21 protein-coding genes are annotated in these 24,918 nt (G+C 63.5%); 9 read left to right on the top strand and 12 right to left on the bottom strand.

Going from position 1 to position 24,918, the window contains the following annotated elements; translation table 11 throughout:
- The 10 genes from AC0J42_RS06710 to rpsB form a co-directional block, all read right to left on the bottom strand.
- Nucleotides 1-510, bottom strand: a complete 510-nt coding sequence (locus AC0J42_RS06710; protein WP_416422849.1) for an OmpH family outer membrane protein — start codon at nucleotides 508-510, stop codon at nucleotides 1-3.
- A gap of 35 nt (nucleotides 511-545) precedes the next feature.
- Complete coding sequence (bamA, locus tag AC0J42_RS06705; RefSeq protein WP_473005601.1) at nucleotides 546-2,876, bottom strand: outer membrane protein assembly factor BamA; 2,331 nt, start codon at nucleotides 2,874-2,876, stop codon at nucleotides 546-548.
- 73 nt (nucleotides 2,877-2,949) lie between these two features.
- Nucleotides 2,950-4,302 (bottom strand): sigma E protease regulator RseP, encoded by a 1,353-nt coding sequence (gene rseP / locus AC0J42_RS06700; protein ID WP_473005600.1) that lies wholly within the window; start codon nucleotides 4,300-4,302, stop codon nucleotides 2,950-2,952.
- A 61-nt stretch (nucleotides 4,303-4,363) separates the two neighbouring features.
- Entirely contained in the window at nucleotides 4,364-5,554 is a 1,191-nt protein-coding gene (ispC, locus tag AC0J42_RS06695) for a 1-deoxy-D-xylulose-5-phosphate reductoisomerase (protein WP_473005599.1), read from the bottom strand.
- On the bottom strand, nucleotides 5,551-6,366 hold the full coding sequence (locus tag AC0J42_RS06690) for a phosphatidate cytidylyltransferase (protein WP_416422845.1): 816 nt from the start codon (nucleotides 6,364-6,366) through the stop codon (nucleotides 5,551-5,553). Before AC0J42_RS06690 ends, ispC begins: the two co-directional genes overlap by 4 nt.
- Nucleotides 6,366-7,121 carry a polyprenyl diphosphate synthase gene (uppS, locus tag AC0J42_RS06685; protein ID WP_416422844.1) on the bottom strand — a complete coding sequence of 252 codons (756 nt, stop codon included), beginning with the start codon at nucleotides 7,119-7,121 and terminating at the stop codon, nucleotides 6,366-6,368. The genes AC0J42_RS06690 and uppS overlap by 1 nt, the downstream gene beginning before the upstream one ends.
- Nucleotides 7,122-7,140: 19 nt before the next feature.
- Nucleotides 7,141-7,698: a ribosome recycling factor gene (frr, locus tag AC0J42_RS06680; RefSeq protein ID WP_416422843.1), complete on the bottom strand. Its 558-nt coding sequence runs from the start codon at nucleotides 7,696-7,698 to the stop codon at nucleotides 7,141-7,143.
- On the bottom strand, nucleotides 7,695-8,438 hold the full coding sequence (pyrH, locus tag AC0J42_RS06675; RefSeq protein WP_008366369.1) for a UMP kinase: 744 nt from the start codon (nucleotides 8,436-8,438) through the stop codon (nucleotides 7,695-7,697). The genes frr and pyrH overlap by 4 nt, the downstream gene beginning before the upstream one ends.
- 187 nt (nucleotides 8,439-8,625) lie before the next feature.
- A complete protein-coding gene (gene tsf, locus AC0J42_RS06670) occupies nucleotides 8,626-9,495 on the bottom strand; it encodes a translation elongation factor Ts (protein ID WP_473005598.1) in 870 nt (289 codons plus the stop codon).
- A 181-nt stretch (nucleotides 9,496-9,676) separates the two neighbouring features.
- Nucleotides 9,677-10,417, bottom strand: a complete 741-nt coding sequence (gene rpsB / locus AC0J42_RS06665) for a 30S ribosomal protein S2 (protein ID WP_249672328.1) — start codon at nucleotides 10,415-10,417, stop codon at nucleotides 9,677-9,679.
- Between the two features lie 342 nt (nucleotides 10,418-10,759).
- On the opposite strand from rpsB, the gene map reads away from it, so the two are divergent.
- From map to dapC, 3 genes are all read left to right on the top strand, one after another.
- Nucleotides 10,760-11,542: a type I methionyl aminopeptidase gene (gene map, locus AC0J42_RS06660; protein ID WP_277962027.1), complete on the top strand. Its 783-nt coding sequence runs from the start codon at nucleotides 10,760-10,762 to the stop codon at nucleotides 11,540-11,542.
- A gap of 132 nt (nucleotides 11,543-11,674) precedes the next feature.
- Complete coding sequence (locus AC0J42_RS06655; protein ID WP_473005597.1) at nucleotides 11,675-14,377, top strand: [protein-PII] uridylyltransferase; 2,703 nt, start codon at nucleotides 11,675-11,677, stop codon at nucleotides 14,375-14,377.
- Between the two features lie 10 nt (nucleotides 14,378-14,387).
- The gene (dapC, locus tag AC0J42_RS06650) at nucleotides 14,388-15,584 is read left to right on the top strand and encodes a succinyldiaminopimelate transaminase (protein WP_473005596.1); all 1,197 of its coding nucleotides are present in this window, start codon (nucleotides 14,388-14,390) and stop codon (nucleotides 15,582-15,584) included.
- Nucleotides 15,585-15,661: 77 nt separating this feature from the next.
- Here dapC and AC0J42_RS06645 read toward each other — a convergent pair whose 3' ends face one another.
- Nucleotides 15,662-17,323: a Na+/H+ antiporter gene (locus AC0J42_RS06645; protein ID WP_416422839.1), complete on the bottom strand. Its 1,662-nt coding sequence runs from the start codon at nucleotides 17,321-17,323 to the stop codon at nucleotides 15,662-15,664.
- Between the two features lie 232 nt (nucleotides 17,324-17,555).
- On the opposite strand from AC0J42_RS06645, the gene AC0J42_RS06640 reads away from it, so the two are divergent.
- The 5 genes from AC0J42_RS06640 (at nucleotide 17,556) to AC0J42_RS06620 (ending at nucleotide 21,095) form a co-directional block, all read left to right on the top strand.
- On the top strand, nucleotides 17,556-17,882 hold the full coding sequence (locus AC0J42_RS06640; protein ID WP_416422838.1) for a helix-turn-helix domain-containing protein: 327 nt from the start codon (nucleotides 17,556-17,558) through the stop codon (nucleotides 17,880-17,882).
- A 119-nt stretch (nucleotides 17,883-18,001) separates the two neighbouring features.
- Nucleotides 18,002-18,352, top strand: a complete 351-nt coding sequence (locus AC0J42_RS06635; protein WP_416422837.1) for an ArsC family reductase — start codon at nucleotides 18,002-18,004, stop codon at nucleotides 18,350-18,352.
- 41 nt (nucleotides 18,353-18,393) lie between these two features.
- Nucleotides 18,394-19,428, top strand: coding sequence for a 2,3,4,5-tetrahydropyridine-2,6-dicarboxylate N-succinyltransferase (gene dapD / locus AC0J42_RS06630; protein ID WP_416422836.1), 1,035 nt, complete (start codon nucleotides 18,394-18,396; stop codon nucleotides 19,426-19,428).
- Nucleotides 19,429-19,485: 57 nt separating this feature from the next.
- Nucleotides 19,486-20,691, top strand: coding sequence for an aminotransferase class V-fold PLP-dependent enzyme (locus tag AC0J42_RS06625; RefSeq protein ID WP_473005595.1), 1,206 nt, complete (start codon nucleotides 19,486-19,488; stop codon nucleotides 20,689-20,691).
- Complete coding sequence (locus AC0J42_RS06620; protein ID WP_473005594.1) at nucleotides 20,688-21,095, top strand: SufE family protein; 408 nt, start codon at nucleotides 20,688-20,690, stop codon at nucleotides 21,093-21,095. The genes AC0J42_RS06625 and AC0J42_RS06620 overlap by 4 nt, the downstream gene beginning before the upstream one ends.
- A gap of 91 nt (nucleotides 21,096-21,186) precedes the next feature.
- Here the strand turns inward: AC0J42_RS06620 and tcdA are convergent, their stop codons facing one another.
- Nucleotides 21,187-22,014 carry a tRNA cyclic N6-threonylcarbamoyladenosine(37) synthase TcdA gene (gene tcdA / locus AC0J42_RS06615; RefSeq protein ID WP_416422833.1) on the bottom strand — a complete coding sequence of 276 codons (828 nt, stop codon included), beginning with the start codon at nucleotides 22,012-22,014 and terminating at the stop codon, nucleotides 21,187-21,189.
- Between the two features lie 236 nt (nucleotides 22,015-22,250).
- On the opposite strand from tcdA, the gene AC0J42_RS06610 reads away from it, so the two are divergent.
- A complete protein-coding gene (locus AC0J42_RS06610; protein WP_473005593.1) occupies nucleotides 22,251-24,842 on the top strand; it encodes a glycosyltransferase in 2,592 nt (863 codons plus the stop codon).
- Nucleotides 24,843-24,918 lie beyond the last annotated feature (76 nt).

Below are 24,918 nucleotides of genomic sequence, written 5' to 3'. Positions count from 1 at the left end.
TCAGCGCGCTTTGTTCATGCGCTCGATGACTTGGCGAGTGATGTCGTATTGAGGTTTGACATCGATCACAGCGCCACGCTCGAGTACCAGGTCAAAGCCGCCGTTCTTGATGACTTCTTCAACAGCGCCATCCAGCTTCGGCTTCAGCTGCTTGAGCATGTCGCGGTCGGCGTTGGCCTTGGCTTCGTTCAGCTCCTTGGACTGGAACTGGAAGTCGCGGGCCTTCTGCTTGAAGTCCAGCTCCAGCTTCTCGCGGTCACCTTGTGGCAGCTTGTCGCCGCCGTTCACCAGGCGGTCCTGGATACCCTTGGCGCTGCTTTCCAGGGCCTTGAGTTTGGTCAGTTGCGGGCCGAACTTCTTCTCGGCATCCACGGCGTACTGCTTGGCCGCGTCAGACTCCAGCAGTGCCATCTGATAGTTCAGCACGGCAATTTTCATGTCGGCAAACGCTGGGGTAGCGGTAGCGGCCAGGGTGGCTGCCAGAAGAACCATTTGTGTCAACTTGCGCACGGTGCACTCCTACGGAAACTGTGGTTGGGCAGACCTTAGAAGGTCTGGCCCAGGGAGAATTGGAAGATCTGGGTTTCGGCGTTGTCAGGCTTCTTGACCGGCATGCCCAGGGCAAAGCTCAACGGGCCCAGTGCGGTAACCCAGGTCACGCCCAGACCGACGGAAGCAGCCATTTCTGAGAAGTCGACGCTGGTGCAGTTCACAGAAGTCTTCGCACAATTGGTATTGAAGGTGCTACCCATGTCCAGGAACAGCGAGGTACGCAGCGAACGCTGGTCCTTCACGAATGGCATCGGGAACAGGATTTCCGCACCACCGGTAACCAGGACGTTACCACCAAAGGCTTGCGGGCTCTGGTCAGGGTCTGCCTTGTTCGGCGTGCTGCGCGGGCCCAGCGTGCTGTCCTTGAAGCCACGAACGGAGTTGAAGCCACCGGCGTAGTAGTTTTCATAGAACGGCAGGCCCGAGGTCGAACCGTAGCCATCGCCGTAGCCCAGTTCCGAGTGCAGGCGCAGGGTATAGGTATCGGTGATTGGGGTAAACAGTTGGCCGCGATAGTCGAGCTTGTAGAACGCCAGATCACTGCCAGGCGTGGTGGTTTCGAACGTCACGCTCTGCGAGTGACCACGGGTCGGCAGGGTGCCCTTGTTCAAGGTCGAATCGGACCAGCCCACGGACGCCTTCAGGTTGGTGAAGCTGCTGCCTTCCTTGTCGATGAAATCGAAGATCTCGTCGACGGTGTAGGTGCCGGTGCTGATGTTGTCGTGTTGCAGCGTCAGGCCGTAGGTCAGGCGAGAGGTCTCGCTGATCGGGTAGCCGAAGGTCATGCCAACGCCGTAGCTGTCAACCGAGTAGCTGGCGATATCGACGTCGAGGTCGCTGTAGTCGGTCTTGCGGTAGAAGGCGTTGTAACCCAGGCTCACGCCGTCCGGCGTGAAGTACGGGTCGACGTAGCTGAAGTTGTAGCGGGTCTGGTACTCGGACTTGGTCAGGCCGATGGAGACCTTGTTACCGGTACCCAGGAAGTTGCTCTGGCTGATCGAGCCACCCAGGATCAGGCCGGCGCTCTGGGCGAAACCGACGCTGGCGGTGATCGAACCGGAGGCTTGTTCCTCTACCGAGTAGTTCACGTCAACCTGGTCGTCCACGCCCGGTACGGCCGGGGTCTCGACGTTGACTTCCTTGAAGTAGCCCAGGCGCTCCAGGCGGGTCTTGGACTGGTCGATCAGGTAGGTGGAAGCCCAACCGCCTTCCATCTGGCGCATTTCACGGCGCAGCACCTTGTCATCGGTCTTGGTGTTGCCGCGGTAGTTGATGCGGTTCACGTAGGCACGCTTGCCCGGGTCGACCACGAAGGTGATGTCCACGGTGTGGTCGTCGTCATGCGGGGTAGGCACGCCGTTGACGTTGGCAAAGGTGTAGCCGTCGTTGCCCAGGCGGCGGGTGATCAGCTCGCTGGTGGTGGTCATCAGCTTGCGCGAGAACACCTGGTCCTTCTGCACCAGCAGCAGCGCCTTGACCTGGTCTTCAGGCACTTTCAGGTCGCCGGAGAGCTTCACGTCACGAACGGTGTACTTCTGCCCTTCGTTGATGTTGACGGTGATGTAGACGCTCTTCTTGTCCGGGGTGATCGACACCTGGGTGGAAGCGATGTCCATGTTGATGTAGCCGCGGTCCAGGTAGTAGGAACGCAGGCGCTCAAGGTCGCCGGAGAGTTTTTCCCGGGCGTACTTGTCGTCGTTCTTGAAGAACGACAGCCAGTTGGTGGTCTTGAGCTGGAACTGATCGGTCAGTTCCTCTTCGGAGAACACCGTGTTACCCACCACGTTGATGTGCTGGATGGCGGCGACGGTGCCTTCGTTGATCTTGATCTTCAGGCTGACGCGGTTACGCGGCTGCGGCACCACCTCGGCGTCGACGGTGGCCGTGTAGCGGCCCTGGGCGACGTACTGGCGTTGCAGCTCGTTGCGCACGCCTTCAAGGGTGGCACGCTGGAAGATCTCGCCCTCGGCAAGACCGGACTGCTTCAGGCCTTTCATCAGGTCTTCAGTGGAAATAGCCTTGTTGCCCTCGATCTCGATACTGGAGACCGACGGGCGTTCGACTACACTGATGACCAGGACGTTGCCGTCGCGGCCCAGCTGGATATCCTGAAAGAAACCGGTCTTGAACAGCGCGCGAGTGGAATCCACGAGGCGTCGATCATCCGCTTCGTCGCCAACGTTCAATGGCAAGGCACCAAACACGCTGCCGGCGGATACCCGCTGCAAGCCGTTGACACGAATATCAGTGATTTTGAAGGACTCGGCGTGAACTTCGGTGACCATCAATGCGGCAAGAACCGCAGTAAGCAGCAGACGTTTCATGAAGTCCTTTCTTATTCCAACTGGCAATAAGCAAACTGCCGCAAAGGCGGCAGGTTCGCAATTGAGCGAAGCTTTACAGTCGACCCAAATCGTTGATCAGGGCAAGCAACATCACCCCGACTACCAAACTGATACCGATCTGGATCCCCCAACCCTGTACCCGATCCGACACTGGGCGACCACGCACCCATTCGATCAGGTAGAACAGCAAGTGCCCCCCATCCAACACGGGGATGGGCAGCAAATTCAGAACCCCCAGGCTAATGCTCAGATAGGCGAGGAAATTCAGGAAATCCCCAACGCCCGACTGGGCTGAAGCGCCCGCCACTTTAGCAATGGTTATCGGTCCACTCAAGTTTTTTACCGAGAGCTCGCCGAAGAGCATTTTCTTTAGCGAATCAAGGGTCAGCACGCTCATGGTCCAGGTGCGCCGGGCGCCCTCGCCGATGGCGGCAAGCGGGCCGTAGCTGACCTCACGGGTCATTTCCGGCGGCCACTCCACGGCCTTCACCCCGGCACCCATGTAGCCCGCGGCAGCCTTGCCTTCGCCGCGGGTGGCCAGGGTCACCGGCACATCCAACAGCTGGCCATCACGCTGCACATGCAGGGTGATCTTGCCGTCGGGGCGCTGGCGCACCAGGTCCACGACCTGCTGCCAATCGCCCAGCGCCTGGCCATCCAGGGCCAGCAGGCGGTCGCCGGTTTTCAGACCAGCGGCCTGGGCCGGGCCCTTGGGATCCAGCTCAGCCAGCACCGGCTCCAGCGCCGGACGCCATGGGCGGATACCCAGGGAATGAATCGGGTCGGGCTCGTCGGTGCCCTGCAGCCAGTGGTCCAGCGCCAGGGTATGCGGCTCATCGGCCGTAGAGCCCTGGGGACGCACGTTGATCTGCAGCGAACCGCTCTCGCCCAGGCGACGGACCAGTTGCAGGTTGACCTGGGACCAGCCGCTGGTGGCTTCGCCATCTACTGAAACAATTTCACTGCCCGCGCTCAGGCCGGCCACTGCCGCGATACTGCCCGGCTCGACGGCACCGATCACCGGCTTGACCTGCTGGCTGCCCAGCATCGCCAGCACCCAGAAGAAGAAGATTGCCAACAGGAAGTTGGCCACGGGGCCGGCGGCGACGATGGCAATGCGCTGGCCGACCTTCTTGCGGTTGAAGGCTTGGTCCAGCTGCTCGGCCGGCACCTCGCCCTCGCGTTCGTCGAGCATTTTCACGTAGCCACCCAACGGGACGGCTGCTACCACGTATTCGGTGCCCTGGCGGTCATGCCAACGCAACAGCGGCAGGCCGAAGCCCACGGAGAAACGCAGAACCTTGACACCACAGCGTCGCGCGACCCAGAAATGGCCGAATTCGTGAAAGGTAACCAGCACACCCAGCGCCACCAGGGTACCGACAATCATGTAGAGCGCACTCATAACTCTCTCCGAATTGCGTCGCGGCGCCAATCAGCCGGGGTGTGCATGCACACCGCGGCGATCAACGCCCGTGGCGATTCAACCATTGCCCCGCCAGCTCGCGGGCCCGGGCATCGGCGGCAAACACCGCGTCCAGCGCATCCAGGGCCACCACCGGCTCCTGCTCCAGCACATCCTCGATCATACGCGCGATCTCGGGATAACGGATGCGCCGCTCAAGAAATGCCGCCACCGCCACTTCGTTGGCAGCGTTGAGCGTCGCTGGCGCGCTATTGCCGGCCTGGGCAGCCTGCCGCGCCAGGCGCAGGCAAGGGAAGCGCTGCTCGTCGGGGGCTTCGAAATCCAGCCGGCCGACGGTGAACAGGTCCAGCGGCGCAACCCCCGAATCCATGCGCGCCGGCCAGGCCAGCGCGTGGGCGATGGGGGTGCGCATGTCGGGGTTACCCAACTGCGCCAGCACCGAGCCGTCGACATAATCGACCATGGAGTGAATCACACTTTGGCGATGCACCACCACCTCGACCTGCTCGGGCCGCGCGTCGAACAGCCAGCAGGCCTCGATCAGCTCCAGGCCCTTGTTCATCATGCTGGCCGAATCCACGGAGATCTTGCGCCCCATGGACCAGTTCGGGTGCGCGCAGGCCTGTTCGGGGGTCACGTGCTCGAGGTCGGCCAGCGGCGTCTCGCGGAACGGGCCGCCACTGGCGGTCAGCAGGATGCGACGCACGCCGACATTGCCCAGGCCACGGCTGAAATCAGCGGGCAGGCACTGGAAGATGGCGTTGTGCTCGCTGTCGATGGGCAGCAGCACTGCGCCGCTGCGGCGCACCGCCTGCATGAACAGCGCGCCGGACATCACCAGCGCTTCCTTGTTGGCCAGCAAGACCTTCTTGCCCGCCTCCACGGCCGCCAGCGTCGGGCGCAGGCCCGCGGCACCGACAATGGCCGCCATCACCGCGTCCACGCGCGGGTCGGCAGCCACCTGGCACAGGCCCTGCTCGCCGATCAGTACCTGGGTCGCCAGCCCGGCGGCACGCAGCCCGGCCTCCAGCTGGCGCGCGCCCGCCTCGTCCGCCACCACGGCCACCTGGGGCTGGTGCTTGACGCACAACGCCAGCAGCTCCTGCAGGCGCGAATGGCCGGTGAGCGCGAACACCTGGTACAGGTCCGGGTGGCGCGCCACCACGTCCAGGGTGCTCAGGCCGATAGAGCCGGTGGCGCCGAGCACGGTAATCATCTGTGGCTTGTTCACAGGGGACTCCAGTTGGCAGCCCAGAGCAGCACGGCGAACACCGGCACCGCAGCGGTCAGACTGTCGATGCGGTCCAGCACGCCGCCATGGCCCGGCAGCAGGTTGCTGCTGTCCTTGATGCCCGCGCGGCGCTTGAACATGCTTTCGGTCAGGTCACCGACCACCGACAGCGCTACCACAATGGCCGCGCCAATCAGGCACAGCAGGGTTTCGCCGATGCCCCAGTGACGCACCTGGCCGACCACCAGAGTAATTAGCAGGCTCACCGCCATGCCACCGTAGAAGCCCGCCCAGCTCTTGCCGGGGCTGACCTGCGGGGCCAGCTTGGCCTTGCCGAACGCCCTGCCGGAGAAGTAGGCGCCAATGTCGGCAGCCCAGACCAGCACCATCACCGCCAGGATCAGCCAGTTGCCTTGGCCCTGGGCCTTGATCAGCACCAGGCCCTGCCAGGCGGGCAGCAGGATCAGCAGGCCGATCAGCAGCTTGCAGGCCACGCTGGCCCACTGCTCGCTGGTGCGCGGAAACGTCAGCACCAGGAACGTCGCCACGCCCCACCAGATCAGCGCAGCGGCCAGCACGAACGGCGCCAGCGCAGGCGACAGGTACAGGAAGAACAGGATGGCGGCCACCACGGCGGCAAAGCCCACCCGCGCACCCTGGGCCTCGAAACCGGCCAGTCGTGCCCATTCCCAGGCGCCCAGGGTCACTACCAGGCCGATGAACAGGGCAAAGCCCGCCCCTTCGAGCAGGAAGAAACCGCACAGGGCGATCGGCAGCAGGATCAGCGCTGTAATGATGCGTTGTTTAAGCATTAAGCACGGGCTCCGGCTTCGACCTGCTCGCTCGTCTTACCGAAGCGGCGCTGGCGCGAAGCGAAATCGGCCAGCGCAGTGCGCATGGCGTCGTGTTTGAAGTCCGGCCAGAACAGGTCGGAGAAATACAGCTCGGCGTAGGCCAGCTGCCAGAGCAGGAAGTTGCTGATGCGTCGCTCGCCGCCCGTGCGGATGCACAGGTCAGGCAACGGCAGGTCGCCGGTGGACAGGCAGGTCTGCAACAACCCGGGAGTAATGTCGTCCGGGCGCAGGTGCCCGGCCTGGACTTCGCGGGCCAGGCGCTGTGCGGCCTGGGCGATGTCCCACTGGCCGCCATAGTTGGCGGCGATCTGCAGCACGAAGCGGTCATTGCCGGCGGTCAACGCCTCCGCCTCACGCATGGCAGCCTGCAACTCGGGGTGAAAGCGCGAGCGATCGCCGATGATGCGCAGGCTGATGCGGTTTTCATTCAGGCGCCGCGCTTCCCGGCGCAGGGCCGAGAAGAACAGTTCCATCAGGGCCCCGACCTCTTCGGCCGGCCGTTGCCAGTTCTCGCTGGAGAAGGCAAAGAGGGTCAGGACCTCGACCTTCGCCTCTGCGCACACCTCGATGACGGCACGAACGGCGTCCACGCCGGCCTTGTGCCCGGCGATACCGGGCAACAGGCGCTTCTTCGCCCAGCGATTATTCCCATCCATGATGATCGCAACGTGTCGCGGCACCGAAGACGGCGCAGTCTGCTTGGTCTTTTCCATGGAAACGCGCGGATCCTTCTTATACAGCCATCAAGTCGGCTTCTTTCTGCTTCACGGCCACTTCGATTTCGGCAACGAATTTGTCGGTCAGCTTCTGGACGTCATCGGCGGCACGACGTTCTTCGTCTTCGCTGATTTCCTTTTCCTTGACCAGGTCTTTCAGCTGGCCCAGGGCGTCACGACGGATGTTACGCACGGCAACGCGACCGTCTTCGGCCGCTTCACGGGCCTGCTTGGTGAAGCCCTTGCGGGTTTCTTCGGTCAGGGCCGGCATGGTGATCAGCAGCAGCTCACCCAGGTTGGTTGGGTTGAAGCCCAGGCCCGAGCTCTGGATGGCCTTGTCGACGGCGGCCAGCATGTTGCGCTCGAACGCCACGACCTGCAGGGTGCGCGAGTCTTTAACAGTAACGTTGGCCACCTGGTTCAGCGGGGTGTCAGCGCCGTAGTAAGGCACCATCACGCCGCCCAGGATGCTGGGGTGCGCCTGACCGGTACGGATGCGGCTGAACGCGTGGGCCAGCGATTCCAGGGATTTCTGCATGCGCTCTTGAGCGTCTTTCTTGATTTCGTTGATCATTCTTCGCCTTCCTCGATCAGAGTTCCTTCAGCGCCGCCCACTACGATATTCAGCAGAGCGCCTGGCTTGTTCATGTTAAACACCCGCAACGGCATGTTGTGGTCGCGGCACAGGCAGATGGCGGTCAGGTCCATCACACCCAGCTTGCGGTCCAGCACCTCATCGTACGTCAGGCGGTCAAATTTCTCAGCATGCGGATCCTTGAATGGATCGGCAGTGTACACACCATCCACCTTGGTTGCCTTCAACACCACGTCGGCACCGATTTCGATGGCGCGCAGGCACGCTGCGGAGTCGGTGGTGAAGAACGGGTTGCCGGTACCGGCAGCGAAGATCACCACGTCACCGGACTTGAGCAGGCGGTCGGCCTTGCGGCGGTCGTAGTGGTCGGTCACGCCAACCATGGTGATCGCCGACATGACGATGGCGGGGATGTTGGAGCGCTCCAGCGCATCGCGCATGGCCAGGGCGTTCATCACCGTGGCGAGCATGCCCATGTGGTCACCGGTAACGCGGTCCATGCCGGCTTCGCTCAGGGCGGCACCACGGAACAGGTTGCCGCCACCGATGACCAGGCCGACCTGCACGCCGATACCTACCAGCTGGCCAACTTCCAGGGCCATGCGGTCCAGCACCTTCGGGTCGATGCCGAAGTCTTCCGAGCCCATCAGGGCCTCGCCGCTAAGTTTGAGCAAAATGCGTTTATAGCGAGGTTGACGACCACTAACCTGCTGAGCCATTGCGAATCTCTCCTGCGGCGTTAAAAAATTCTGGGCGGGCTGTTTGCAGCCTGCGCTAACTCTAGCTTGGCGCTGCTACAGCGCCATCGGAAGCGGCCTTGTAAGCCACGATTCCGCCTTTCACTTTGACAAAGAGGCTGCGCGCGTGAGCGGGCAGCCTCTTTGGGACGACAGCGGTTAGACCGTCTTACTGCTTGGCAGCAGCCAGCTGAGCGGCAACTTCTTCAGCGAAGTTGTCAACTGGCTTCTCGATGCCTTCACCGACCTTGAAGTAGGTGAACGAAACGATTTCAGCGCCAGCTTTCTTGGCCAGGTCGCCAACCTTGACTTCAGGGTTCTTGACGAACGGCTGCTCGACCAGGGAAGCCTCGGCCAGGAACTTCTTGATGCGACCGTCGATCATGTTCGCAACGATGTTCTCAGGCTTGCCTTTCATCTTCTCTTCGTTCAGCTGCAGGAACACGGCTTTCTCGCGTTCGATGGCTTCGGCGGAGACTTGCGATGGCAGCAGGAACTCTGGGTTGCTGGCAGCCACGTGCATGGCGATGTCTTTGGCCAGCTCGGCGTTGCCGCCTTTCAGGGCAACCACTACGCCGATCTTGTTACCGTGCAGGTAAGCGTCGACCACGTCGCCTTCAACGCGAACCAGGCGGCGAATGTTGACGTTTTCGCCAACTTTGGCAACCAGGGCTTCGCGAGCAGCTTCCTGAGCGGCGATCAGCGGAGCTGCGTCGGTCAGTTTGTCGGCCAGGGCTTTTTCAACGCTGGCAGCCACGAAGTTCTTGAAGTCGTCCTGCAGGGCCAGGAAGTCGGTCTGCGAGTTGACTTCCAGGATGACGGCCGACTTGTTGTCAGCGTCAACTTTAACGGCGATAGCGCCTTCAGCGGCAACGTTGCCAGCCTTTTTGGCGGCCTTGATGGCGCCCGAGGCACGCATGTCGTCGATCGCTTTTTCGATGTCGCCGCCAGCCTTGGTCAAGGCCTTTTTGCAGTCCATCATGCCTTCGCCGGTACGCTCGCGCAGTTCTTTGACCAACGCTGCAGTAATTTCTGCCATTTCAAAATCCTCTTGGATAGGTTTTCAACCATTCCACCCGATTGGCACGGGCGCTCAATTCTTGAACACTGCCAGCTACTGCGTTAAAAAAATGCAATGACTACGCAGGCAGGTTCTCGAGGTGGCAAAAAGGGGGCCTAGCCCCCTTTTTGCGTACCGAGTAAACGCTGGGCGTCTAGACTCAGCCTTCTACCGCTGCAGCAGGAGCGTCCTGGACGTACTCTTCAGTACCGCCAGCAACGTGGTTGCGGCCACGGATAACGGCGTCAGCCATCGAACCCATGTACAGCTGGATGGCGCGGATGGCGTCATCGTTGCCTGGGATGATGTAGTCAACGCCTTCTGGGCTGGAGTTGGTATCGACTACGCCGATAACCGGGATACCCAGCTTGTTGGCTTCGGTGATCGCGATGCGCTCGTGATCAACGTCGATAACGAACAGTGCGTCAGGCAGGCCGCCCATGTCCTTGATACCACCCAGGGAGCGATCCAGTTTTTCCAGATCACGGGTGCGCATCAGGGCTTCTTTCTTGGTCAGCTTGGCAAAGGTGCCATCTTCGGCCTGGGTTTCCAGGTCGCGCAGACGCTTGATCGAAGCACGGATGGTTTTGAAGTTGGTCAGCATGCCGCCCAACCAGCGGTGGTCGACGTACGGCGAACCGCAACGTGCTGCTTCTTCAGCAACGATCTTGCCAGCCGAACGCTTGGTGCCGACGAACAGGATCTTGTTCTTGCCCTGGGCCAGGCGCTCAACGAAAGTCAGAGCTTCGTTGAACATTGGCAGGGTTTTTTCGAGGTTGATGATGTGAATCTTGTTGCGCGCGCCGAAAATGTACTTGCCCATTTTCGGGTTCCAGTAACGGGTCTGGTGGCCGAAGTGCACACCGGCCTTCAGCATATCGCGCATGTTGACTTGGGACATGATAGTTCCTTGATAAGTCGGGTTAGGCCTCCACGTACCCCAATGACCAACCAGCAGCTAGAGCTGAAGGCACCCAGGTCATCGTGCCGGCACGTGTGTGGGTTTGTGCTTTCGGGGCTATCCCCGGAAAGCGGCGCATTTTATACCACAGAACCTTTGCCAGCGAAACCCGAATTCACGTTGTCGATCAACGACTTTTGCGTGGAAGCTTGTTTCGCGCAACAATGGCCCCATGACTCTATATAGAGAAGCGATGCCTGGCGACAGTTCCCGCTGCCGTACGTCTGGTAGAATCGTTTCATCCCGTGTTTGCCTGCGCCGCCGTGCGCCCAGAGAGCCCGTATGACCGTTACCATCAAAACTCCCGAGGACATCGAGCACATGCGCGTTGCCGGCCGCCTGGCCGCGCAAGTGCTGGAAATGATCGAGCCCCACGTCAAGCCCGGCGTGACCACGGAAGAGCTGGACCGCCTGTGCCACGACTTCATCGTCAACGAGCAGAAGGCCATCCCGGCCCCGCTGAACTACAAGGGCTTCCCCAAGTCGATCTGCACCTCGATCAACCACGTGGTCTGCCACGGCATTCCCGGTGACAAGGTACTGAAGGACGGCGACACCCTGAACATCGACGTCACCGTGATCAAGGACGGCTACCACGGCGACACCAGCCGCATGTTCCACGTGGGCACCGTGCCGGCTTGGGCCGAGCGCCTGTCCAAGGTCACCCAGGAATGCATGTACAAGGCCATCGAACTGGTGAAGCCGGGCTGCCGCCTGGGCGACATCGGCGAAGTGATCCAGAAACACGCCGAAAAGAATGGTTTCTCGGTGGTGCGCGAGTTCTGCGGCCACGGCATCGGCAAGGTGTTCCACGAAGAGCCGCAGATTCTGCACTACGGCCGCGCTGGCACCGGCATGGAACTGAAGGAAGGCATGACCTTCACCATCGAGCCGATGATCAACCAGGGCAAGGCCGACACCAAGGTGCTGGGCGACGGCTGGACCGCCATCACCAAGGACCGCAAGCTGTCGGCGCAGTGGGAACATACCCTGGTGGTGACTGCTACCGGCTACGAGATTTTCACCCTGCGCGCGGACGACACCATCCCACGCGTCTCGGCGTGATGTGACCCATTAATTGTGGGAGCTGGCTTGCCAGCGAGCTTTTGGGGGCCTGCCAAAAACTCGCTGGCAAGCCAGCTCCCACAATAGCGCTCCAGTCAAAATTTGCCGCTACAGTTCAGGAAGGCTCATTCGATGCCCCAGGTGGATCCGGAGTTGTTCGATCGCGGCCAGTTCCAGGCGGAACTGGCCCTCAAGGCGAGCCCCATCGCCGCGTTCAAGAAAGCCATTCGCCAGGCCCGCGACGTGCTGGACGGGCGCTTTCGCGCCGGCCGCGATATTCGCCGGCTGATCGAGGACCGCGCCTGGTTCGTCGATAACATCCTCCAGCAGGCCTGGAAACAGTTCGACTGGAGCGACGAAGCCGACATTGCCCTGGTGGCCGTGGGCGGCTATGGCCGTGGCGAGCTGCACCCCTACTCCGACATCGACCTGCTGATTCTGCTGGAAAGCTCGGACCACGAGATTTTCCGCGACTCCATCGAGCGTTTTCTCACGCTGCTGTGGGACATCGGCCTGGAAGTGGGCCAGAGCGTGCGCTCCATCGACGAGTGCGCCGAACAGGCCCGCGCCGACCTCACCATCATCACCAACCTGATGGAAAGCCGCACCGTGGCCGGCCCCGAGCGCCTGCGCAAGCGCATGCTGGAAGTCACCGGCACCGCGCACATGTGGCCCAGCAAGGACTTCTTCCTGGCCAAGCGCGCCGAGCAGAAAGCCCGGCACCACAAGTACAACGACACCGAATATAACCTGGAGCCCAACGTCAAGGGCTCCCCGGGCGGCCTGCGCGACATCCAGACCATCCTCTGGGTGGCCCGCCGCCAGTACGGCACCCTGAACCTGCACGCCCTGGCCGGCGAAGGCTTCCTGCTGGAAAGCGAGAACAACCTGCTCGCCAGCTCCCAGGAGTTCCTGTGGAAGGTGCGCTACGCCCTGCACATGCTGGCCGGGCGCGCCGAAGACCGCCTGCTGTTCGACCACCAGCGCACCATCGCCGGCCTGCTGGGCTTCAAGGACAGCGACGCGAAGCTGGCCATCGAACGCTTCATGCAGAAGTACTACCGCGTGGTGATGAGCATCGCCGAGCTCAGCGACCTGATCATCCAGCACTTCGAGGAAGTTATCCTGGCCGATGACGTGGGCAGCGTCACCTTGCCCATCAACTCGCGCTTCCAGCTGCACGACGGCTACATCGAGGCGGTGCACGCCAACGTGTTCAAGCGCACGCCGTTCGCCATGCTGGAAATTTTCGTGCTGATGGCGCAGAACCCCGATATCAAGGGCGTGCGGGCCGACACCATCCGCCTGCTGCGCGAACATCGCCACCTGATCGACGACGATTTCCGCAACGACATTCGCAACACCAGCCTGTTCATCGAGCTGTTCAAGTGCGAGATCGGCATCCACCGCAACCTGCGCCGCATGAACCGCTACGGCATCCTGGGCCGCTACCTGCCCGAGTTCGGCCACATCGTGGGGCAGATGCAGCACGACCTGTTCCACATCTATACGGTGGACGCGCACACGCTGAACCTGATCAAGCACCTGCGCAAGTTGCAGTACACGCCGGTGTCGGAGAAATTCCCGCTGGCCAGCAAGCTCATGGGCCAGTTGCCCAAGCCCGAGCTGATCTACCTGGCCGGCCTGTACCATGACATCGGCAAGGGCCGCCAGGGCGACCACTCCGACCTGGGCGCGGTGGACGCCGAGGCGTTCTGCCAGCGCCACCAGCTGCCCGTGTGGGACAGCCGCCTGATCGTGTGGCTGGTGCAGAACCACCTGGTGATGTCGACCACCGCCCAGCGCAAGGACCTCTCCGACCCGCAGGTGATTCACGACTTCGCCCAGCTGGTGGGCGACCAGACGCACCTGGACTACCTCTACGTGCTGACCGTGGCCGACATCAACGCCACCAACCCCAGCCTGTGGAACAGCTGGCGCGCCAGCCTGCTGCGCCAGCTGTTCACCGAGACCAAGCGCGCCCTGCGCCGCGGCCTGGAGAACCCGCTGGACCGCGAGGAGCAGATCCGCCAGACCCAGAGCGCGGCCCTGGACATCCTGGTGCGCGCCGGCACCGACCCGGACGACGTCGAGCAGCTGTGGTCGCAGCTGGGCGACGACTATTTCCTGCGCCACACCGCCGGCGACGTCGCCTGGCACAGCGACGCCATCCTCCAGCAGCCGCTGGACGGCGGCCCGCTGGTGCTGATCAAGGAAACCACCCAGCGCGAGTTCGAAGGCGGCACGCAGATCTTCATCTACGCGCCCGACCAACACGACTTCTTCGCCGTGACCGTGGCGGCCATGGACCAGCTCAACCTGAACATCCATGACGCGCGCATCATCACCTCCAGCAGCCAGTTCACCCTCGACACCTACATTGTCCTGGACACCGACGGCGGCTCGATCGGCGACAACCCGGTGCGCGTCAAGGAGATCCGCAGCGGCCTCACCGAAGCCCTGCGCAACCCCGATGACTACCCCACCATCATCCAGCGTCGGGTGCCGCGCCAGCTCAAGCACTTTGCCTTCGCGCCCCAGGTCACCATTCATAACGATGCCCAGCGCCCGGTGACTATCCTGGAGCTCAGCGCCCCGGACCGCCCCGGCCTGCTGGCGCGCATCGGCAAGATTTTCCTGGAGTTCGACCTGTCGCTGCAGAACGCCAAGATCGCCACCCTGGGCGAACGGGTGGAAGACGTGTTCTTCATCACCGACGCCGACAACCAACCGCTTTCCGACCCGCAACTGTGCAGCCGTCTGCAGGATGCCATCGTCGACCAACTGAGTGTCAGCCAGCCGCAGGGCGTCGAGCTGTCGCGCCTGAGCATTTAGAGGAACATTCGTGAACAACGCTTTGAACCAGCTGCAGCCCTACCCGTTCGAGAAACTGCGCAAGCTGCTGGGCGCCGTCACGCCCAACCCGGGCAAGCGCGCCATCGCCCTGTCCATCGGCGAGCCCAAGCACCGCTCGCCCAGCTTCGTGGCCGAAGCGCTGAGCGCCAACCTCGACCAGATGGCCGTGTACCCTACCACCCTGGGCATCCCGGCCCTGCGCGAGGCGATTGGCACCTGGTGCGAGCGCCGCTTCAACGTGCCGGCCGGCTGGATCGACCCGGCGCGCCACGTGCTGCCGGTGAACGGCACCCGCGAGGCGCTGTTCGCCTTCACCCAGACCGTGGTCGAGCGCAGCGACGATGGCCTGGTGGTCAGCCCCAACCCGTTCTACCAGATCTACGAAGGCGCAGCCCTGCTGGCCGGCGCCACGCCGCACTACCTGCCGTGCCTGGACAGCAACGGTTTCAACCCCGACTTCGACGCCGTTACGGCTGACGTCTGGGACCGCTGCCAGATCCTGTTCCTGTGCTCGCCCGGCAACCCCACCGGCGCCCTGGTGCCGATGGACACCCTGAAAAAGCTGATTGCCCTCGCCGACAAGCACGACTTCGTGATTGCCGCCGATGAGTGCTACAGCGAGCTGTACTTCGACGAACAAACCCCGCCACCGGGCCTGCTCAGCGCCTGCGTGGAGCTGGGCCGCAGCGACTTCAAGCGTTGCGTGGTGTTCCACAGCCTGTCCAAGCGCTCGAACCTGCCGGGCCTGCGCTCGGGCTTCGTCGCCGGCGACGCCGAGATCCTCAAGGCGTTCCTGCTGTACCGCACCTACCACGGCTGCGCCATGCCCGTGCAGACCCAACTGGCCAGCATCGCCGCCTGGAACGACGAAGTGCACGTACGCGCCAACCGCGCGCTGTACCGCGAGAAATTCGATGCCGTGCTGGAAATCCTGGCGCCGGTGCTGGACGTGCAGCGCCCGGACGGGAGCTTCTACCTGTGGCCGAAGGTGCCGATGGACGACGCGCAGTTCTGCCAGCAGCTGTTCGAGCAGCAGCACGTGACCGTGGTGCCGGGCTCGTACCTGTCCCGCGACGTGGATGGCGTGAACCCGGGCGCCGGCCGCGTGCGCATGGCCCTGGTCGCGCCACTGGCCGAGTGCGTGGAAGCTGCCGAGCGGATCCGCGACTTCGTCAGCCAGCGCTGAAACCCTGACGCGGCCTGGCGGCCACTGCTACGGGACCGTGTAGCAGCGGCCACCAGGCCGCGTCAGCACCCGCCCGGTCAGCCGACCGAGGGCCGGGTCACCCCCAGGTTCGCCTCGCTCAAGTCCAACTCGCTGAGAATCTCGCGCAGCACGTCATCACCGATATGGTGATGACGGCGCAGGTCATACAGCTCCAGGCGCTGGGCGCGCAGGCCGCGGATGCGCAGGCGGCGCTCCAGTTGGTCCATCAACAGCGCCTGCGCCTGGGCCTCCGCGGAGTCGTTGAACACGTCCAGCTGGTGGCGGTACTCGGACATGATCTGCGCCTTCAACTCGGTGGCCAGCGCGGCCTGGGCGGCATCGGGCGCAGGCGCGGCCGGGTCGCTCACCTCTTCGGTTTCCAGCGCACGAATGGCCGCCTCGGCGGTACGCCGCCACACCTCGCGCACTTCCTTGCGCAACGCCTCGTCGGAGGTCTTCTCCACCCCACGCAGCAACAGCGGCAGGGCCACGCAAGCGGCGATCAACGACAACAGAATCACCCCCGCAGCGATGAAGATCAGCAGGTCGCGCTCAGGGAAATCCTGCCCTGCCCCAAGCAGCAACGGCACCGACATCACGCCCGCCAGGGTCACCGCACCGCGCACGCCACCCACGGTCAGCAGCCAGCAGGACCGGGCCGTTGGCAGCATGGTGATGGTGGCCTTGCCGGTCCAGCGGCGCAGCATGCTGATGAAGCGCCAGGTGCTCTGCACCCAGATGAAGCGCAGCACCACCAGTACCAGGAAAATCCCTGCGACATCGAACAGGCGGTAGCCCAGGGTCGGCCACAGCGAGGCCTCGTGGCTGGTGACCGCCTTGATGATGTCCGGCAGTTGCAGGCCCAGCAGCAGGAAGATCAGGCCGTTGAAGGCGAACTCCAGCAGCGACCAGACGCTGCGGTTGAGCAGGCGGGTACTGGTCTGCCGCGGCAGCAGGTCAAGCCAGCTCTGCATCATGCCGGCGGCCACCGCCGAGAGAATGCCCGAGGCGCCCAGGCGCTCGGCCAGCACGTAGGCGGCGAACGGCAGCAACAGCATGAACACCACGTGGGTGGCCGGGTCATCCCAGCCGCGGGCGATCATCCACAGGCGCAGGCGCCCCACCAGCCAGCTCAACGCTACGCCGATGGCCAGGCCCCCCACGGCCACCAGCACGAAGGTCAGGCTGGCCTCGGCCAGCGAAAAATAGCCGGTAACGGCAGCGGCCAGGGCGAACTTGAAGGTCACCAGGCCCGACGCGTCGTTCATCAGCGCCTCGCCCTGCAGGATGCGCATCAGCGGCGTGGGCAGCTTGTCCTGGGCGATGGCCGACACTGCCACGGCGTCGGTGGGCGACAGCACGGCGGCCAGGGCAAAGGCCACCGGCAGCGGGATGGTCGGCAGCAGCCAGTGAATGAAGTAGCCCGCCCCCACCACGGTAAACAGCACCAGGCCCACCGCCAGCATCAGTATCGAGCCGCGGTAGCGCCAAAGGTCGCGTTTGGGCATGCGCCAGCCGTCGGCGAACAGCAGCGGTGGCAGGAACAGGAACAGGAACAATTCGGGGTCCAGCACCACGTGCAGCCCCAGGCTGGGCCAGGCCAACAAGGCCCCGGCGGCGATCTGCACCAGTGGCAGCGGAATCGGGATCACCCTCGCCACCAGCCTGCTCAGGCCCACCAGCATCAGCAGGATCAGGACGGTGTAGGCGGTTTGCATAAGACAGTCTTCCCTCTTGCTTCACACGTGCCGGGCGGAATGGAACGCGCCGGACATTAAACGATACATCTTACCGGCACATCGCAAGCAAGGCCGCTGCACCATGGTCGCAGGGAGCCTGGCCACTTGTAACTAGATGCTACCAGACAGGTGGAGACCCTCGGCATAAGCAAATTCTTTCACAAACCTTATAAAAGACTTATTATTCTGAATACTCTAGAGGTCAGGAAACGTGACGAACGCACCTACTAATATCCAGGTCATCAACGACCCCGACGGCAAGCCGGCATTCGTGGTCATCCCTTACGACCAGTACATAGCGACCCATGGCTGCGCCGACCTGATCCCTCACGAAGTCGTCAGCCGCGTGGTCGATGGGCTCACCCCCATCCGGGCATGGCGCGAGTACCTCGACCTGACCCAGGAAGAAGTCGCCCGCCGCCTTGGCGTCACCCAGCCCGCCTTTGCCCAACAAGAGGCCGTGGCCAGGCCACGCAAGGCTACCCGCGAAAAAATAGCCGCGGCGTTCGGTATCCGTCCCCAGCAACTGGACCTTTGAAGCACATTGCAAGGCAACAGTCATGGCGCCGAAAGAATCGATGCCGCATAATTCGTCGATTCGTATTCAGGAGACCGCAGGGCATGGCCGCGTTCCGCACGGGCCGCCCCCTTTGAACCATGGCTTACACACTGTTCGGCATCAAGGCCTGCGACACCATGAAAAAAGCCCGCACCTGGCTCGACGAGCACGGTGCCGCTTACGAATTCCATGACTACAAGACCCAGGGCATCGACCGCGAGCACCTGGAGCAATGGTGCGGCGAACACGGCTGGGAAGTCGTGCTGAACCGTGCCGGTACTACCTTCCGCAAGCTCGCTGACGAGCAGAAGGCCGATCTGGACCAGGCCCGCGCCATCGAACTGATGCTCGCCCAGCCGTCCATGATCAAGCGCCCGGTGCTGGACCTTGGCCACCGGACCCTCGTGGGCTTCAAGCCCGATATTTATGCGGCGGCCGTCCAGCAATAATGCTGGCAACAGGCCCCATTCATTTGCAAAGAGGTAACTGCATGTCCACTACCCTGTTCAGCCTGGCTTTCGGCGTCGGCACCCAGAATCGCAACGGCGCCTGGCTTGAAGTGTTCTACGCACAACCCCTGGTGTCGCCGTCGGCCGAACTGATCGCCGCGGTCACCCCTGTCCTGGGCTACACCGGTGGCAACCAGGCCATCACCTTCACCACCGCCCAGGCCTCGCAGCTGGCCGAAGCCCTGAAAGGCGTCGACGCCGCCCAGGCCGCCCTGCTCACCCGCCTGGCCGAGAGCCACAAGCCGCTGGTCGCCACCCTGCTGGCCGAAGACGCCGCGCTGACCTCCACCCCAGAGGCCTACCTGAAGCTGCACCTGCTGTCGCACCGCCTGGTCAAGCCGCACGGCGTCAGCCTGGCCGGCATCTTCCCGCTGCTGCCAAACGTGGCCTGGACCAGCCAGGGCGCCGTCGACCTGGCCGAACTGGCCGAGCTGCAACTGGAAGCGCGCCTGAAGGGCGAGCTGCTGGAAGTGTTCTCGGTGGACAAGTTCCCGAAAATGACCGACTACGTGGTACCGGCTGGCGTGCGTATCGCCGATGCCGCCCGTGTGCGCCTGGGCGCCTACATCGGCGAAGGCACCACCATCATGCACGAAGGCTTCGTCAACTTTAACGCAGGCACCGAAGGCCCGGGCATGATCGAAGGCCGCGTGTCGGCTGGCGTGTTCGTCGGCAAGGGTTCGGACCTGGGCGGCGGCTGCTCCACCATGGGCACCCTGTCGGGCGGCGGCAACATCGTCATCAAGGTCGGCGAAGGCTGCCTGATCGGCGCCAACGCCGGTATCGGCATCCCGTTGGGTGACCGCAACACCGTGGAAGCTGGCCTGTACATCACCGCCGGCACCAAGGTAGCCCTGCTGGACGAAAGCAACCAGCTGGTAAAGGTGGTCAAGGCCCGTGACCTGGCTGGCCAGACCGACCTGCTGTTCCGTCGCAACTCGGAAACCGGCGCCGTGGAATGCAAGACCCACAAGTCGGCCATCGAGCTGAACGAAGCGCTGCACGCTCACAACTAAGCGGCACCGCGCAGGCCCGGCAGCGTGCCGGGCCTGCCTGCCCAGAGCCCCGATCCCATGTTCCAGCCCTCCCCCTGGCGCGCCGATTTTCCGGCCATCGCCGCCCTGCAACGCCAGCACCAGACGTATCTGGACAATGCGGCAACCACGCAGAAACCCCAGGCCCTGCTCGATGCATTGGCCCACTATTACAGCCACGGCGCCGCCAACGTGCACCGTGCGCAACACCTGCCTGGCGCCTTGGCGACTCAAGCGTTCGAAGCCAGCCGCGAGAAAGTCGCGCAATGGCTCAACGCTGCCAGCCCCAGCCAGGTGGTCTTCACCCACGGCGCCACCAGCGCCCTGAACCTGTTGGCCTACGGGCTGCAGGCGCACTTCCAGCCCGGTGACGAAATCGTTATCAGCGCCCTGGAGCACCACGCCAACCTGCTGCCCTGGCAACAGCTGGCCCAGCGCGCCGGCTTGAAACTGGTGGTGCTGCCACTGACCGTCAACGGGCTGATCGACCTCGACGCAGCCGCCAGCCTGATGGGCCCGCGCACCCGGCTGCTGGCCGTCAGCCAGCTGTCCAACGTGCTCGGCGCCTGGCAACCCCTCGAGCCCTTGCTGGCCCTGGCGCGCGCCCAAGGCGCCCTGACGGTGGTCGACGGAGCCCAGGGCGTGGTGCATGGCCGCCATGACGTGCAACAACTGGGCTGCGACTTCTACGTGTTTTCCAGCCACAAACTGTACGGCCCGGATGGCGTCGGTGTGCTCTACGGCCGCAGCGAAGCGCTGGGCAAACTGAGCCACTGGCAATTCGGCGGCGAGATGGTGCACGTGGCCGACTACCACAGCGCCAGCTTCCACCCCGCGCCGCTGGGCTTCGAGGCCGGCACCCCGCCCGTGGCCGGCGTGATCGGCCTGGGCGCCACCCTGGACTACCTGGCCAGCCTCGACCACGAAGCCGTCATGGCCCACGAAAACACCCTGCACGGCCTGCTGCTGCGCGGCCTCAACGACCGCGAGGGCGTGCGCCTGCTGGGCACCCCGCAACTGGCCCTGGCCAGCTTCGTGGTGGACGGCGTGCACAACGCCGACCTGGCGCACCTGCTCACCGAACAGGGCATTGCCGTGCGCGCCGGGCACCATTGCGCCATGCCGCTGCTGAAAAGCCTGGGGCTGGCCGGTGCCATTCGTGTGTCGCTGGCGCTGTACAACGACAGCGACGACCTGCAGCGCTTCTTCGAGGCGCTGGACAAGTCGTTGGAATTGCTGCGATGAGCCTGCCCGTGCACGCCGCCGAGGCCTTGCAGGCCTTCGCACAAGCTGCGGGCTGGGAACAGCGCGCGCGCCTGCTGATGCAGTGGGGCGAGCGTCTTGCGCCCCTGGCCGATGACGAAAAAAGCACCGAGCATCTAGTGCACGGCTGCGAGAGCCAGGTGTGGCTGATCGCCACGCACGCAGACGGCCAATGGCAGTTCCGCGCCGGTAGCGATGCGCGCCTGATTCGCGGCTTGCTGGCGCTGCTACTGGTGCGGGTCGAAGGGTTGAGCGCCGCCGAACTGGCGGCGCTGGACCTGCCGGCATGGTTCCAGCAGCTGGGGCTGGGCCGTCAGTTGTCGCCGTCGCGCAGCAATGGCTTGAACGCGGTACTCAAGCGCATGGCGGAACTGGCCGCTCCCTGACGCCGCCTTCGGCAACTGCTACGCAAAACAATGCGCCCCCGTAGCAGCGGCCGCCAGGCCGCGTCCAAACCGCCGCGTAATTCCAGGTCGTTTACGGTTTGCTTGTAACCGTGGCCGCCTGGCCGCGCTCGGACGGGCGGCGCACACCCGCCACCAACTTATCCACCGCCCGCGCCGCCGCCACCATGCCGAAGGTCGCGGTCACCATCATCACCGCGCCAAACCCTCCGGCGCAGTCCAGCTTTACCCCTTCGCCCACGAACGCCTTGGTCAGGCACACGCCGCCCTTGTTGTCCGGGTAGCGCAGCTGCTCGGTGGAATACACGCACGGCACGCTGTAATGCCGTGTGGTGTTACGCGAGAAACCGTAGTCACGGCGCAGGGTGGAGCGCACGTTGGCGGCCAGCGGGTCGTTGTGGGTGCGGTTCAGGTCGCAGACCTTGATCTGCGTGGGGTCGATCTGCCCGCCCGCACCGCCGGTGGTGATAATGCCGATCTTGCGGCGCTTGCACCAGGCGATCAGCGCCGCCTTGGCGAGCATGCTGTCGATGCAGTCGATCACGAAATCCAGGTCTGGGGTGATGTACTCGGCCATGGTCTCGCGGGTCACGAAGTCGCTGACCGCGTGCACCGTGCACGCCGGGTTGATCGCCCGCAGGCGCTCGGCCATTACCTCGACCTTGGGCTTGCCGACGTTGCCGTCCAGGGCATGCAACTGGCGGTTGACGTTGCTCACGCAGACATCGTCCAGGTCGAACAGCGAGATCTCGCCGACGCCGCTGCGGGCCATGGCTTCAGCCGCCCACGAGCCCACGCCGCCGATGCCGACGATGGCCACATGGGCGGCGCGCAGGCGCTGCATGCCCTCGCGACCGTACAGCCGGGTAACACCTTCGAAACGTGGATCTTCTGTGCTCATGGACCTGGACCTCAAAAACCGGCGCGCATTATAGGCCTGTAGCGCGCACAGATCACCTGTGGCGTTTAATGCGCTACAACTAATAGCAGGCAAGAACTTAAACAAAAAATTCCAATCTAAACGTATGTTTTCAGACATCTCCTATACACACTTGTAACGTGCAGAGTAGGATGCGCGCCGGTTCGGCGCCCGTCGCCGGCACTCCCCCGTTCCCCCGCTTCGGAACCCAAGCCCCCATGTCATCGCGTAAATTTGGTCTCAACCTGGTGGTAGTCGTCGCGATCGCGGCCCTATTCACGGGTTTCTGGGCGTTGATCAACCGCCCGGTCAGCGCCCCCGACTGGCCTGAACAAATCTCCGGCTTCTCCTACTCGCCTTTCCGCCTGGGCCAAAGCCCGCAGAAAGAACAGTACCCCACTGACGACGAAATTCGTCAGGACCTCGAGCAGATGAGCAAGCTGACCGACAGCATCCGCATCTACTCGGTGGACGGCACCCAGGCCGACATTCCGAAAATCGCCGAGGAGTTCGGCCTGCGCGTCACCGTGGGCGTGTGGATCAGCCCCGACCTTGAGCGCAACGAACGCGAAATTGCCAAGGCCATCGAACTGGCTAACACCACCCGCAGCGTCGTGCGCGTGGTGGTCGGCAACGAAGCGCTGTTCCGCAAGGAAGTGACCGTCAAGGACCTGGAAGGCTACCTGGACCGCGTCCGTGCCGCCGTGAAGGTGCCGGTGACCACGTCCGAGCAATGGCACATCTGGGAGCACAACCAGTCGCTGGCCAAGCACGTGGACCTGATTGCCGCGCACATCCTGCCGTACTGGGAATTCATCCCGATGGACAAGGCCGGCCAGTTCGTCCTCGACCGGGCGCGGGAACTCAAGCACATGTTCCCGAAAAAGCCGCTGCTGCTGTCTGAAGTGGGCTGGCCGAGCAACGGCCGCATGCGCGGTGGTGCCGACGCCACCCAGGCCGACCAGGCCATCTACCTGCGCACCCTGGTCAACAAGCTCAACCGCCAGGGCTACAACTACTTCGTGATCGAAGCCTACGACCAGCCCTGGAAGGCCAGCGACGAAGGCTCGGTGGGCGCGTACTGGGGCGTGTTCAACGCTGCGCGCCAGCAGAAATTCAACTTTGAAGGCCCAGTCGTGGCCATTCCGCAATGGCGTGTGCTGGCCATCGGCTCGGTGGTGCTGGCCATGCTGTCGCTGGCCCTGCTGCTGATCGACGGCTCGGCCCTGCGCCAGCGTGGCCGCACCTTCCTGACCTTCATCGCGTTCCTGTGTGGCTCGGTGCTGGTGTGGATCGGCTATGACTACAGCCAGCAATACAGCACCTGGTTCAGCCTGACGGTCGGTTTCCTGCTGGCCCTGGGCGCGCTGGGCGTATTCATCGTGCTGCTGACCGAGGCCCACGAACTGGCCGAGGCCGTGTGGACGCACAAGCGCCGCCGCGAGTTCCTGCCGGTGGAGGGCGACTCCAACTACCGGCCGAAAGTGTCCATCCACGTGCCGTGCTACAACGAGCCGCCGGACATGGTCAAACAGACCCTGGACGCCCTGGCGGCACTGGATTACCCGGACTACGAAGTCCTGATCATCGACAACAACACCAAGGACCCCGCGGTGTGGGAACCGGTGCAGGCCTACTGCGAAACCCTAGGGCCGCGCTTCAAGTTCTTCCACGTCGCGCCCCTGGCCGGCTTCAAGGGCGGTGCGCTGAACTACCTGATCCCGCACACCGCGCCAGACGCCGAAGTGATCGCCGTGATCGACTCCGACTACTGCGTGGACCGCAACTGGCTCAAGCACATGGTGCCGCACTTCGCCGATCCGAAGATTGCCGTGGTGCAATCGCCGCAGGACTACCGCGACCAGAACGAAAGCACCTTCAAAAAGCTCTGCTACTCCGAGTACAAGGGTTTCTTCCACATCGGCATGGTCACCCGTAACGACCGTGACGCGATCATCCAGCACGGCACCATGACCATGACCCGCCGCTCGGTGCTCGAAGAGCTGGGCTGGGCCGACTGGTGTATCTGCGAAGACGCCGAACTGGGCCTGCGGGTATTCGAGAAAGGGTTGTCGGCGGCGTACTACCACCACAGCTACGGCAAGGGCCTGATGCCCGACACCTTCATCGACTTCAAGAAGCAGCGTTTCCGCTGGGCCTACGGCGCTATCCAGATCATCAAGCGCCACACCGCCAGCCTGCTGCGCGGCAAGGACACCGAGCTGACCCGTGGCCAGCGCTATCACTTCCTGGCGGGCTGGCTGCCGTGGGTGGCCGATGGCATGAACATCTTCTTCACCGTGGGCGCCCTGCTGTGGTCGGCGGCGATGATCATCGTGCCGCAACGGGTCGACCCACCGCTGCTGATCTTCGCGATCCCGCCCCTGGCGCTGTTCGTGTTCAAGGTGGGCAAGATCGTGTTCCTGTACCGTCGCGCCGTGGGCGTTAACCTCAAGGACGCGTTCGCCGCCGCCCTAGCTGGCCTGGCGCTGTCGCACACCATTGCCAAGGCAGTGCTGTACGGCTTCTTCACCACCAGCATCCCGTTCTTCCGCACCCCGAAGAACGCTGACAGCCACGGCCTGCTGGTGGCCATCTCGGAGGCCCGCGAGGAGCTGTTCATCATGCTGCTGCTGTGGGGCGCGGCCGGCGGTATCTGCTTCGTGCAGGGCCTGCCGAGCTCCGACATGCGCTTCTGGGTGGCCATGCTGCTGGTGCAGTCGCTGCCCTACCTGGCGGCGCTGATCATGGCGTTCCTGTCGTCGCTGCCCAAACCGGCGCCGGCGCCGGAACCGGTGACTGCGCAGTAACCTGAAGAGAGGCCCGCAAATGCGGGCCTTTTTCTTATGACAAATTCAAGAACCTCACCTGTCGTTCACCACGACA

The organism is Pseudomonas sp. Tav-5-1A, assembly GCF_055755055.1.
Note: the sequence above shows the minus strand (reverse complement) of the source record. Positions and strands in the feature narration are given on the sequence as shown.